Genomic DNA, 12,611 nt, shown 5'->3' on the forward strand with positions numbered 1-12,611 from the left:
CAGTTTGTTTTGCCGGGCCGGCGCGGATCCGGTCAGCCGAAATAGGTTGGGAAGGCATGGCGGACATGTCCGGTCTCGTCGAGGCCGAAGATGACGCGGTAGCGGTCGAGGCAGGTGCAGGGGTGCGAGATGCCGAACTCGACGACATCGCCGACAGCCAGATCCGTACCCGGTTCCAGCGCCAGGAAGGCATGCTGGTCGTTGAGCTTGACGACCTTGGCATCCACCGGCGCGGCAGAATGCAACTGGCCGGCGCGATGAATCGCGAGCGGAACCGCAAATCCCTGATCGAACGACACGTCGCGCATGCCCATGCCGCAGATCGCAAGACCCGGCTCCGGCCGCGACAGCACTTCGGCCCACAGCCGCAGCGCCGGGCGGAACGATTGCCGCGCGGAGGCTTTCTCGCCACCGATGACGAATCCCTGGCGGGCGTCGAGCACACCGAGCGAGCGGTCATAGGTTCCGTGGTCATGGAAGAAGATGGCGCCGCTGCGCAATACCAGGGTGGCGTTGCCGTCCCGCGAGACGACAGGCGACAGCGCGGCGACAACCTTGTCGAAGAAGATCGAGCCGCCGGCTGTCGCGACAAGCGGCGCCTCGCTGCCAAGGCGGGCGCGCAGCCGCAGGAACATGTCCGAAATCATCGCCAGCAGGTCTGATATCACTGCGTCGGTGCGGCCGGCGTCGGGCTGCGCGGCGGCCCCCTCATAGGTCGCGACGCCGGCGATCAGCAGGCGGCCGCCCGTCGTCATCACCGCATCGGCAATCGCCTCGGCTTCGCCCGTGGTGCGCGCGCCTGCCCTGCCCGCGCCCAGCTCGACCAGCACACGCAAGGGAGCGAGTGCGGCATGGGCACGCCAGGCTCCGGTCAGCGCGTTGACGGCATCGACCGAGTCCGCGAACACGAGAAGCTCGGCATCCGGCCAGGCGCCGGCGAGCGTTGCCAGACGGCTGGCGCCACCGCTGCCGCCAACCTCGTTGGCGATGATCAGCCGGGAAAGGCCGGCCTTGAGCATCACCGTCGCCTGGCGGATATCGGCGACCGTCGTGCCCAGGCGCCGGCCTCGACCAGCGACCGGGCCAGATCGGGCGCCATCGGTGTCTTGGCATGCGGCGCGACGGCGACGCCCTGTTCGCGGGCATACCGCAGGAACAGGTCGCGGTTGGCGGCGAAGGCCGCCTCGTCGAGGGTGAGCACAGGCAGTGCCATGCGGCCATCGGCCGGACGCCAGCCCTGCTGTCCGACGAGGCTGGAGTCCAGCCCGGCCGTGCCGGGCGGCACACCGCGGATACGGTCGTCGAGGACAAAATTTTCGCGCACGCCAAGCGGCGGGACTGGTGAGTTTTGCGTCATCCGATGCTACCCCTTTTCGCCGTCGCGAGACGACAGCCGGGCCGATTTCCCGTCCCGGTCATGCCATGAGAGACTTCCGTGCCAAAACCCTATTCCGGACCGATCGTCGATGCCCACCATCATCTCTGGGATCTCGACCTTGGCCGGCACCCGTGGCTGGCGGCGACCGCCGGCGAACGCGGTGGCCTGGGCGAACTCGGCCCGTTGCGCCGAAACTATCTTCCGCAGGACTATTCGCGCGACGCGGCCAGGCACGATGTCGTCGCCACTGTCCATGTCGAAGCCGGCTGGGCGAGCGACGATTGCGTCGGCGAGACGCGCTGGCTGGAAACGCTCGACAGATCGCGCGGCGTGGCGGCCCGCTATGTCGTCCGCGTGCCGCTGGCGAGCCCCGGGGCGCCGGCGCTGATCGAAGCGCAGGCCGCTTTCGATCGCACCGTCGGCGTGCGCGACATATTGAGCTGGGACCCTGATCCTACCCGGCGCTTCGCTGCCCGAGACGGCATCATGGACGAGCCGGCATGGCGCGCCGGCCTGGCCTTGCTCGGCGCTCACCAACTCGCCTTCGACCTGATGGTGTTCCCGCGCCAGCTTGCCGATGCTGCCCAGTTGGCGGCCGCGTTTCCCGGCCAGCAATTCGTCCTCAACCATTGCGGCAGCCCGATCGACCGCGACGCCGATGGCATGCGGCGCTGGCGCGAAGGACTGCGCGCCTTGGCGCGCCACGAAAACGTCGCCGTGAAGATTTCGGATCTGGTCGCCTATGATCACAACTGGACGCTCGACAGCCTGCGGCCGGTGGTGCTGCATTGCATCGACTGCTTCGGCAGCGACCGCGCCATGTTCGGCAGCGATTTTCCGGTCGCCGGCCTGCACGCTTCGTTCGATGACATATACGACGGCTTCAAGACCATTGCGGTGGACCTTTCCACAGACGAGCAGGCAGCCCTGTTCTTCGGCAATGCGAAACGGATCTACCGGCTGGACGAATTGTCATCGGCGGGCCTGCTCCCGGCCTGAGAGCAGCAGCAGGCCGAGGATCAGTGATCCGAACAGGATGCTGCGCCAGCCGGGCGATGCGTTGACGACCGTGATCAGCGCGGTGATCGTGACCAGCAGGACCGCGCCGGGGATGGTGCCGGCATAGGTGCCGAGCCCACCGAGGATCGATGTGCCGCCAAGCACCACGGCGGCGATCGAAGCCAGAAGATAGGGATCGCCGATCCCGACATAGCCTTGTCCGTTCATGCCCAGCACGAGCACGCCCGCGAGGCCCGAGGTGAAGCCGCTGATGCCGTAGACGGCGAGCGTCGTCGAAGCCACCGGCACCCCCGACAGCGAAGCGGCGAGCGGATTGGCGCCCATGGCGAAAATGCGCGCGCCGAATGGCGTCGCATGCATGACCGTCAGCACAATCGCCGAGACGATGACCCACAGGACAATGCCGGCCGGAATGCCGGCCGGCCGCGCATTGCCAAGCCAGTGCACCAGCGGGTTTTCAGCGGTCACGGCGCTGCCGCCGGCAATGATGATCAGCAGGCCCTGCAGGAAGGTCGCCATGGCCAGCGTCATGATCATCGGATGAACGCGCAGCAACGCCACGCCGAGCCCATTGACCGCACCGATCACAGTGGTCAGGACAAGGACAGCGAGGACGGAGGCAAGCCCGGTGGGATCGGCCTGCCATGACAGCAGCGGCAGGCTGATGGCGCTGACGGTGACGATCGCCGCGACCGAAAGGTCGATGCCGCCGGCGATCACGACAAAGGTCTGGCCGGCCGCGACCAGCCCGATGACGGCGCCGAGCTCGACCAGATAGCGCAGATGGCCGTAGGCGCCGAAGCCGCGCGAAGCGAAGCTGGCCCCGATCCAGACCGCGGCGACGATGAGAACGGTCAGGAACGGCCGGCTGCGCAGGATCGTCAAGGCGCGTTTACCGCCCGCGCTGTCTTTCCATGCCGTCATTGCTGCACCTTGCGGAATTGCGGGATGGCGACCGCCCCGATGATGATGAGGCCCTGGGCGACATACTGCGCCACCGGGGTGAAGCCGAGGAAGAACATGACACTGATCATCAGGCTGAGCAGTAGGCTGCCGGCGAGCGCGCCACGCATCGTGCCCTGGCCGCCGAGGAAGCCGATGCCGCCGAGCACGGCGGCGGCAATCGAGTTCAGCGTGAAAGCCGTGCCGATGACCGGATCTCCCGATCCCGTCTGCGCGGCGACAAACAGGCCGGCGCCCGTGGAGAGCAAGCCACTGATCGCATAGGCAGCGACGCGCGCGGCGTCGACCGGCACGCCGGAGCGATAGGCGCCGACCGGGTTCTCGCCGGCGGCATAGAGGCTCAGCCCAAGCGGCGTGGCGAGATAGAGCTTCCACAGCAAGACGATCGCCATCAAAAGCACGAAGGCTGCGGGCGTGTTGCCGGCAAGCAGGTCGGACAGCCATGCCGGAATGGCACCACCCGGCCTGGGCAGGACCAGCAGTGCCGCGCCGCCTATGATGAAGGAACCGGCAAGCGTCACAACGATCGCCGGGAGGCGAAGCCTGACGACGATGAAGCCGGTCGCCGTGCCGATACCGAGGCCGGTCAGCGCCACAGCGGCGGCGCCGCCCGCGACGCCGAGCGGGCCGGCCATCGTCGTCGCGGCGATGACCGCGCCAAGGCTGACGGTGGCGCCGATCGCCAGGCTGATGCCGCCGGTGAGCATGAGGATCGCCTGCGCCATCGCGACCAATGCCAGCGGGAACCAGCTCTGGGTGAATTTGGCGAAGCCGGAAGCCGAAAACAGGCCCGGAAACAGAACACCATAGGCAACGAGAAACGCCAGCACGACGATGAACAGGCTGCGCACGCCGATGTTGCGGCGCATCTGCACTGGCCAGTAGAGGGCGCCGGCGGACTTTGCGGGGGAAACAGTGCTCATGCCGCGACCTTCCGGTCCTCGGCGCCCATCGCCGCCGAAACAATGGTCTCCTCGCTCAGCGCCCCGCGCTCGAGCGTGGCGACGATACGGCCCTCACGCACCACCGCGACGCGGTCGCACAGATGCACCAGTTCCGGCGTGTCGGAACTGAGCAGCACGACGGCCTTGCCGGCGGCGGCGAAGGCGCGAAGCATCAGGTAGATTTCGCGCTTGGTCTCGACATCGACGCCGCGCGTCGGGTCGTTTAGCAGAAGCACGAGCGGGTCGTGCGGCATCCATTTCGCCAACGCCACCTTCTGCTGGTTGCCGCCGGAGAGAGCCTGTGCCGCTCGGGCGAGGTCGCCCTTGATGCCGAGCTGGGCGGCAAGGCCTCTGGCCGTCTCGCGCTCGGCCCGGCGGCTGCGCAGCTTCAGTGCCGGCAGTCTGGCGAAGGCGGGCAGCATCATGTTGGTGATGATGGGATGGATCAGGTGCAGGCCTTCACGCTTGCGATCGGCCGGCACATAGGCAAGGCCAAGCGCATTGGCTTTCGGCACGCCGCCGGGCAGCCCCGGGACACCATTGACGCTCGCCGATGCGGTCCTGGCCGGAATCGCGCCGTAAAGTCCGAGCAGCAGATCTTCCTGCCCCTGCCCGACCAGGCCGCCAATGCCCAGCACCTCGCCCGTCCTGACGTCGAGATCGACGTCGCGCATCAGGCCCGCGGAAAAATTGCGGACCGAGATGGCGTCGGCCGGAGACCTGGAAGTCTGCCATTGCGGAAAGAGATCGCCGGGGTCACGGCCGACCATCAGGCGCACCAGCCCGGCGGCGTCGGTTCCCGCCAGCGAGCGGTCCGCCGTGCAGATGCCATCCTTGAGGACGGTGACATGCTGGCAGAGCGCCATCACCTCGTTCAACCGGTGCGAGATGTAGAGAATGGCGATGCCTTGGCCGCGCAGCCGTTTCAGCAGGTCGGTCAGGATTTTCGTCTCCGTCGCCGACAGCGACGAGGTGGGTTCGTCGAGGATGAGCACGCGTGGCTTGCGGTAGAGCGCCTTGGCGATCTCGACCATCTGCCGGCGGCCGAGTGACAGATGCCCGACAGGCGTCGACAGCGGCTCATGCAGCCCAACCAGTTCGCACGCCGCCCTGGCCCGGGCGGCAAGCGCGGTGTAGTCGATCAGGCCGAGCCGCCTGGGATAGGCGCCGAGGCCGATGTTTTCGGCAATCGACAGGCTGGCCGTCAGGCTGAGCTCCTGCTGCACGACGGCAATGCCCGCCTGCCGGGCAAGCGCCGGCGTCATGCGCGACACCGCCCGCCCTTCGACCTCGACGGCCCCGCCATCCGGGCGCAACGCCCCGGACAAGAGGTTGATCAGCGTCGACTTTCCCGCGCCGTTCTCGCCGAGCAGCGCATGCACGCGGCCCGGCTGGAGAGCGATGGAGACGTCGCGCAGGACGGGGTTGCCGAAGAAAGACTTCGACACCCCCCGCGCCGCGAGCAGCGGAGCCGTGGTCATCAACGCTACAACCCTTCCGGCTTATTTCTGGGCCAGCAGCTTCTTGAACAGCTCCTCATCGTAGGGCGAATAGATGTAACCGTCAGCCGGGAAATCCTTCGCACGGGCGAGATATTCGTCGATGTTGGAATTGTCGATCACCGGCAGCGGGATCTTGACGAAGGCCGGCACGTCCTTGCCCTCCAGCGCCTGGACGGCGGTGTAGGTGGCGAAGGCGCCAAGCCAGTTCGGCTGCATGGTTGCCCAGCTCTTCAGGCCTTTTTCCTTCCACAGTTCGAGGAACTGGCGTGCGTTCTCGCCGGTGATCGGCACCTGCTCGCGGCCCTGCTTGTCGAGGGCCAGAACCGCGCCGGCCGACAGCGCGCCGCCAAGCGATAGAATGCCGTCGATCTCGGGGTTGGCGAAGAGCAGGCTGGTCACGGCTTCCTGGGCAGGCGCGACATTGTAGGGCGTGTTGGTCTCGGCAAGCACCTTCACGTCGGGATGGGCCTTCAGCTCGGCATCGGCACCCTTGCGCCGGTCATCGCTGACCGAAACGCCAGCCGGGCCATTGAGGATCAGGATCTTGCCCTTGCCGCCGATGGCGTCGATCAGGAACTTGGCCGCCTGATCGCCCCACTGCGAGGAATCGGTGTTGACCTTGGCGGTCACCTTGTCGGTGTCGACGAGGCTGTCGAAATTGATGATGGCGATGCCCTTGGCGCAGGCGTCAGCCAGCACGCGCGCCGGCGCCGTCGACGAGCCGGCGATCAGGATGATGGCGTCAACATTGGAATCGATCATCGACTGGATCTGCTGGATCTGCACATTGGCATCGCCCTGGGCGTCGGTAACGACCAGCTTGTCGACCAGCCCCTGCTTCTTCAGCGTCTCCACCTCGGCTTCGATCGTGCCCTGCGTCTGCTTCATCCAGGTCGGCACCGAATAGATGTTGGCCCAGCCGATCGTATAGGGGGCCTTGCGGTCGCCCTTGATGCAGTTGGCGGCGGCATTGGCCTGCGAACCCGCGCCCAGGCTCAGCACGAGACCGAGGCAAAGGGCGCTGGCGGATGCGAAAAACGGCGATTTCATCATGACTGTTCCCTTCTGAGGTTGTGTCCGGACGTGCGGGGTCGGGACGAGCAAACCCGCCGGTTGCCGGGCTCGGAAACCGTCTGTTTTTCGTCAGGACTTTCTGCGTCAGGCTCGTTAATTTGTCCGGTATTTCAGACACTATGTCTGTATATCGGACAAAAGGGATGCTAGACTGAGCCTTGACATCTTTCAAGCGTCTTGAGACGAGGGCCGAAATGATTTTTGGACGGCTGACATGAGCGACGGCGTGGCTGATTTGATCGAGACGGATGCCGGCAAGGATGCGCGCCCCGGCGAGCGGCGGCGCGGCATCGACCGCGTCATCATGCTGCTCGAGGCGCTGCTGAAGCACCGCGCGCCGATGCGTGTCGGCGATATCGCCAAGATGATCGGCGCACCACGCTCGACCACCTACGAGATCGTCAACAGCCTGCTCGAGGCCGAAATGCTCGAAAATGTCGGGACGGAGGGCTACGTCTATTTCGGCCGCTCGATGCATCTGTTCGGCTGGGCCTATTCGCATCACAATGCCCACTACCGCCGCATCATCGAGACGCTGGACCGGCTGGCCGTGGAGACCGGCGAGACCGTCCAGCTGTGCGGCCTGCGCGGCAACAAATATGTCGTGCTCGACTGCCGCGATTCGCCAGGCCCCTTCCGCATCTCGAGCGATGTCGGCGTCGAAGTGCCGATCCCGTGGACGGCATCGGGGCGGCTGCTGCTCGGCCATATGAGCGAGCAGGAGCTGCGCGATTTCATCCCGCCCGGTGACTACACGCTGCCCGACGGCCGCGTCATCGCGCCGGCCGAGTTCTTCGCCGATGTCGCCACGGCGCACCAGCAAGGCTATAGCGAAACCGCGGCTCTGGCCGACCGTTTCACCTGGTGCATGGCCGCGCCCATCCGCGATGGCCACGGCGCCATCAACAAGACACTGTGCTTCGTACTGCCTATCGACACGCCCGAGCCGCGGCGCAACCAGTTGCTCGATCTGCTGCGCGAACGCGCTCGCACGCTGTCGCTGACCGACAGCTGAGAGAGCCGCCGTCGCGCCAGGCTCTCCTCAGCCTGCCGGGCTGAGGACGCCGTGGCCGGGCTCAGCCCCGCTTCGGGATCTGGATATCCTCGAGCAGAAGCGTCAGCGCCATGGCGACGAAGTAGAGCGCCGCCACCCAGAGGAACATCACGTTGAAACCACTCGAATAGTGGCCGAGGACCACGTCGCGGATCGTCGGCGGCAGGCTCGACGCCAGATGCGGGTTCAGCCCAGTCAGGCCGTCTGGCAACAACGCGGCGGCATCGGCCGGAAGCTCTGAAGTCTGCCGGTTCAGGGCCCAGGTCATCACCGCGCCGTTCAGCGCCAGTCCCAATGACGCTCCGATCGTCCGCGCCTGGGTGATCAGCGACGTCACTGCGCCGATGTCCTTGAGCGGCGCCGCGGCCTGGATCGCCACGATCAGCACCTGGAACTGCAGGCCCATGCTGATGCCGAACAGGCCCATCATCACCGCCAGCACCCAGATCGGCGTGTGCGAATTGATGAAGACAAAACCGATCATCAGCAGCCCGCCAATCCCCATCGCCACCACCGGCATCCATTTGTAGCGACCGGTCGCGGCAATCACCCGCCCGGCCACGATCGAGATGACCATCGAGGTCAACGACGCCGGCAGGAACAGGAAGCCGACCTCGGCCGGACTGAGACCCGTCAGCGTCTGCATGTAGAGCGCGAAATAGAAGAACATGCCGAGCGTCACCGATCCGGCGACCACCGACACTCCCGAGACGATGCGCACCGTCGAGATGCCGAACAGCCGCAAGGGCACGATCGGCTCCTCGGCCCGCCGCTCGACCACGATGAACGAGGCGATTGCCGCCAGCGCGAGGACCGGCAGCGCGAAGGTGAGCAAATCCGGCCCGGCAGGGTCGAGCACATGATAGCCCCAATAGACGATTGCCGTGGTGCCGATGGCCAGCAGCAGGCCGCCGAGATAGTCGATGCGGTGCCGCTTCTCGTTGAACCGGCTGCGCATGGCGAATGCCAGGATCGCCAGCACGACAATGCCGATCGGCAGATTGACCAGGAACACCCAGCGCCAGCCAAACAGGCTGGTGATATAGCCGCCGGCCAAGGGACCGAGGACCGACGACAGCGCGAACACCGCCGAACTGTAACCTTGATATTTGGCGCGGTCGCGTGGCCCGAACAATTCGCCGATCATGGCGAAGGCCGAGACCATCAGGCCACCGCCGCCGATACCTTGCAGGACACGCGCGGCGATCAGGCTCTCCATCGACCAAGCCATGCCGCAGACCAGCGAACCCAGCAGGAACAAGGTGATCGCCGTCAGCACCACGTTCTTGCGGCCATACATATCGCCGAGCTTGCCGTAGAACGGCGAGACGGCGGCGGTCGACAGCAGGTAGGCGGCGCCGACCCAACCGAACAGATGCAGATTGCCGAGTTCGCCGGCAATGGTGGGCAAGGCGGTGACGACGATCTGCATGTCGATGGTGGCCATGAACATGGCGATCAGCGCGCCGAAATAGACGATCAGCGTGGTAAGGTCGGGTCTGGCTTCAGTCTCTATGGGCGCCGCATCCGGAAGGGTCGAGTCGAGAGTCATTGCTATCTCCGCAAGCTGGGCGCAGTTTATGTGCTCATGGCAGATATATGTCAATATCAAATATATGCTATCAGCATACAGTTGACATCAGCATATATTTTTGCTAGCGCGCTCTAATATGAGCAGCAACGATACCGAGACTGGCAAACCGGACCGATTTTCCGCCCTGTGTCAAACGCGTGGCGATCAGGACCTCGCGGATCTGGCGCGCGGCAGTGGCCTGTCCGAAGCGGCGGCCGACGCCGTCGCCGCCATCGATGCGGTGATGGCCAAGGTGCGCCGCTCCGTCCAGCGCCGGGATTTCGGTCGCCTGATCCTGGCCCGCATCGATCCCTCGCTGGAAGTAAGCCATCTCGATGCGATTATCGCACTCAGCGCGGGCGCCGGCGACACCCCGCAGGACGAGGTGACGGTCGGCATCATCGCCGAGCGCATGGGGATCGACCCCTCCCGCGCCAGCCGCATCTCTGCCGATCTCGTCGAGCGCGGCTACGCCTTCCGCGTCGCATCGCAACTCGATGCCCGGCGCATTTGCCTCAAACTCACCGCCAGGAGCGAGCGCCTGGTGACGGCGGTGCGCCAGACCAAATGGCGGATTTTCGCCGGGGCACTGGCGCAATGGGACGAGCAGGACCTAGTGACGTTCGCCACCTTGCTGGAACGCTTCGCGGGTTGGGCCACCGACGAGGATGGCATGCGCAGGGCGGCCGATGCCGTCAAGCAGGTGATGGACGAGACGGAACCGGTGTAGGCCTGCCGGGGGGTATCGACCGCCCGCCATAGCCAAGTCGACACCTGTTACCCATGAATTGGCCGCCGGTATGACGTGGTGCGATGCATTGCATCGTTCGAAAAGGCGTTCGATCCGGCTAAATTTCACCAAGCATGCGCAAAGACCTGTTCGGACGATCAAAGCGAGTCGTAAACGGCGTCGATCAACAGCTTGCGGCGTGGGTCCAAATCGTCAAAGCCCAGCATGCGGTTGGTGACATAGCCGAACCCGACGCCGGCACCGGGATCGGCAAAGCCGATGGCGCCGCCCCAGCCGGTGTGGCCGAACGTTTGCGGCGACGCACGGCCGGCATAGACCGGATCCTCCATCTGATAGCCGGCGGAAAAGGCCGTTGGAACCGCGAAGCTGTCGTCCATGCCGCGAAAGCGCAGGTGCGTTGCTTCCTCGACAGCCGCGCGACCCATCAGAGCTTTGCCCTCCCAGACCCCGCCTGCTGCCATCATGCCGTAAATACGCGCCAGTGCATGCGCCGTCGACTGGCCATTGCCGCCCGGCACCTCGGCGGCACGCCAGACGCGATCGTTGGGGGCCAGTGCACGCGGCGCCGGATTGTCGCTGGCGTGGGGAAATGGCGAGGCGCGGACAAAGTCGACCCAGTCCGAAGCCCCGGGGCCTTCGATCATCTCGGCGACCCTGGAATCCTCGCGGTCCGGCAGACCGACATGAAAGTCGGCTCCGAGCGGGCCCGCGATCTCTTCGGCGATGAAGCGGCCGATGCTTCGCCCGTCGACGCGGCGCAACACTTCACCGGCGAGATGGCCATAGGTCAGGGCGTGATAGATACAGCGGCTGCCGGGCTCCCATAATGGCGACATGGCCGCAAGCGCGTCGACAAAAGGCGTCCACGCGAGCAATCCTGCCTCGTCCATCGGCACGGCAAGACCATTCAGCCCGGCCTGGTGCGACATCACCTGATCGAGCGTGATGCGCTCCTTGCCGCCGGCCGCGAATTCCGGCCAGTAGCGGGCAATGGGTGCGGCATAATCCAGTCTGCCGCGCTCCACCAGCATGGCGATCGCCAGCGCCACGACGCCTTTGGTGGATGACCAGACATTGATCAGCGTGTCCTGCCGCCAAGGGCGGGTCCGCGCGGCATCGGCATGACCGCCCCACAGGTCGATGACGGTCCTGCCGTGGACGACGACGGATATGCCACCGCCATGTTCCAGCCCTTCGGCAAAACACGCGGCGAATGCCTCGCGCACGGCGGCAAAGCGCGGATCGCAGATACCATCTATGTTCATGCGCGAATTCTCACCCAATATCATCTCAGGACCTACGTCAGGCCAGGCCACCGAAGCAAGCGGCTAGCACAGCACGAATGGAGTTCACATGCCCCAGACCACCGCCTGTTCATGGCGCTTGATCAGGTGCTTGAGGTTGTCGAAGCTCTGGCGGATGTGTCTGGCGAAGGCGTCGACGGCCGGTGCGCGCGGCGTGTCGGCGCGCCGGAGCAGGCCGAGCGCCCGCTCCGGATGCGGAATGGCCACAGGTAGCGCCGTGATCGACTTGTCCTTGCGAAAGGCAAAGACCACGCTGTGCGGCAGCACGGTCAGCGCATCGGTCTCCTTCATGTAATTGACGGCGCTGGTTAGCGATCCCCCGGAATAGCGGATTTTGATCTCGGTCGCGCCGAGCGACAAAAGCAGGCTGCGCAGATCCTCCAGCAGCGGGCTGCCGGGCGGTGGCGCGATCCAGGGATAGTCGAGCAGGTCACTGGTTCTGAGCTTGCGCCGCAGCAACAGGGGATGCGTCGCGCGGCAGGCAACGACATTGCGGCCGGGCAGGATCTCGCGGAACTCCATGCCGGACCCCTCCTCCAGTATGTCGATCGGACAGACGGCAAGGTCGATGCGATCGGCGTTGATGGCGGCGCGCAGGTCGGAGAGATAGCCATAGCTCTGGTCGACACGCACATCCGGATAGGCATTCTGGAAGTCGGCGATCATGCCGGAGATCAGCGCATCCATGAAAAACGGCGTGCCGCCAACCCGCACCACACCGGAGCGGCCCTGGCTGAAATTGGCGACGATGTCGGAGGCCTTGCGCGATGCCGTCAGCATCACCTGGCCGTGATCGGCAAGCGCCTTGCCGAGCGGCGTCGGCTGCAACGGACGGCGGCCTTTGAGGAACAATGGTTCGCCCAGCCGCTTTTCCAGCATCGACAGCGTGCGCGACACGGCCGGCTGGGACAGGCCGATGAGCGCGGCGCCTTCGGTGACGCCGCCTGCCTGCACCACCGCTGCCAGCTGGATCAAATGTCTCTCATCGAGCTTCATACCAATATGGTATATTAAATCGGGCAGAAATCATCATCTTTGTCTTTGGCTC

10 protein-coding genes and 1 pseudogene are annotated in these 12,611 nt (G+C 65.5%); 3 read left to right on the top strand and 8 right to left on the bottom strand.

Annotated features, from left to right (window positions below; all coding sequences use genetic code 11):
* Positions 1–32: 32 nt before the first annotated feature.
* Positions 33–1,357 (bottom strand): annotated as a pseudogene (locus AC0V8S_RS33355) (alanine racemase).
* 78 nt (positions 1,358–1,435) lie between these two features.
* Here AC0V8S_RS33355 and AC0V8S_RS33360 point away from each other — a divergent pair.
* Entirely contained in the window at positions 1,436–2,377 is a 942-nt protein-coding gene (locus AC0V8S_RS33360; RefSeq protein ID WP_475435821.1) for an amidohydrolase family protein, read from the top strand.
* Here AC0V8S_RS33360 and AC0V8S_RS33365 read toward each other — a convergent pair.
* From AC0V8S_RS33365 to AC0V8S_RS33380, 4 genes are read right to left on the bottom strand one after another with little or no spacing between them, the layout of a single operon-like run.
* Positions 2,351–3,322, bottom strand: a complete 972-nt coding sequence (locus tag AC0V8S_RS33365; RefSeq protein ID WP_475435823.1) for an ABC transporter permease — start codon at positions 3,320–3,322, stop codon at positions 2,351–2,353. The two genes, AC0V8S_RS33360 and AC0V8S_RS33365, sit on opposite strands and share 27 nt — an antisense overlap.
* Complete coding sequence (locus AC0V8S_RS33370) at positions 3,319–4,284, bottom strand: ABC transporter permease (protein ID WP_183456545.1); 966 nt, start codon at positions 4,282–4,284, stop codon at positions 3,319–3,321. The genes AC0V8S_RS33365 and AC0V8S_RS33370 overlap by 4 nt, the downstream gene beginning before the upstream one ends.
* The gene (locus AC0V8S_RS33375) at positions 4,281–5,786 is read right to left on the bottom strand and encodes a sugar ABC transporter ATP-binding protein (RefSeq protein WP_475435824.1); all 1,506 of its coding nucleotides are present in this window, start codon (positions 5,784–5,786) and stop codon (positions 4,281–4,283) included. Before AC0V8S_RS33375 ends, AC0V8S_RS33370 begins: the two co-directional genes overlap by 4 nt.
* A gap of 21 nt (positions 5,787–5,807) precedes the next feature.
* The gene (locus AC0V8S_RS33380; protein ID WP_475435825.1) at positions 5,808–6,860 is read right to left on the bottom strand and encodes a substrate-binding domain-containing protein; all 1,053 of its coding nucleotides are present in this window, start codon (positions 6,858–6,860) and stop codon (positions 5,808–5,810) included.
* Between the two features lie 235 nt (positions 6,861–7,095).
* Between AC0V8S_RS33380 and AC0V8S_RS33385 the strand changes: the two genes are divergently transcribed.
* A complete protein-coding gene (locus AC0V8S_RS33385; protein ID WP_183456540.1) occupies positions 7,096–7,896 on the top strand; it encodes an IclR family transcriptional regulator in 801 nt (266 codons plus the stop codon).
* Between the two features lie 61 nt (positions 7,897–7,957).
* On the opposite strand, the gene AC0V8S_RS33390 is transcribed toward AC0V8S_RS33385, so the two are convergent.
* Positions 7,958–9,487 carry an MDR family MFS transporter gene (locus tag AC0V8S_RS33390; protein WP_183456538.1) on the bottom strand — a complete coding sequence of 510 codons (1,530 nt, stop codon included), beginning with the start codon at positions 9,485–9,487 and terminating at the stop codon, positions 7,958–7,960.
* 118 nt (positions 9,488–9,605) lie between these two features.
* Here AC0V8S_RS33390 and AC0V8S_RS33395 point away from each other — a divergent pair, with 118 nt between their 5' ends.
* Positions 9,606–10,238: a MarR family winged helix-turn-helix transcriptional regulator gene (locus tag AC0V8S_RS33395; RefSeq protein ID WP_475435828.1), complete on the top strand. Its 633-nt coding sequence runs from the start codon at positions 9,606–9,608 to the stop codon at positions 10,236–10,238.
* A gap of 158 nt (positions 10,239–10,396) precedes the next feature.
* On the opposite strand, the gene AC0V8S_RS33400 is transcribed toward AC0V8S_RS33395, so the two are convergent.
* Both AC0V8S_RS33400 and AC0V8S_RS33405 read right to left on the bottom strand, forming a co-directional pair.
* Positions 10,397–11,524 carry a serine hydrolase domain-containing protein gene (locus AC0V8S_RS33400; RefSeq protein WP_475435830.1) on the bottom strand — a complete coding sequence of 376 codons (1,128 nt, stop codon included), beginning with the start codon at positions 11,522–11,524 and terminating at the stop codon, positions 10,397–10,399.
* Between the two features lie 84 nt (positions 11,525–11,608).
* Positions 11,609–12,559 carry a LysR family transcriptional regulator gene (locus AC0V8S_RS33405; RefSeq protein ID WP_183456532.1) on the bottom strand — a complete coding sequence of 317 codons (951 nt, stop codon included), beginning with the start codon at positions 12,557–12,559 and terminating at the stop codon, positions 11,609–11,611.
* Between the last annotated feature and the right edge of the window lie 52 nt (positions 12,560–12,611).

The organism is Mesorhizobium oxytropidicola, from assembly GCF_056174625.1.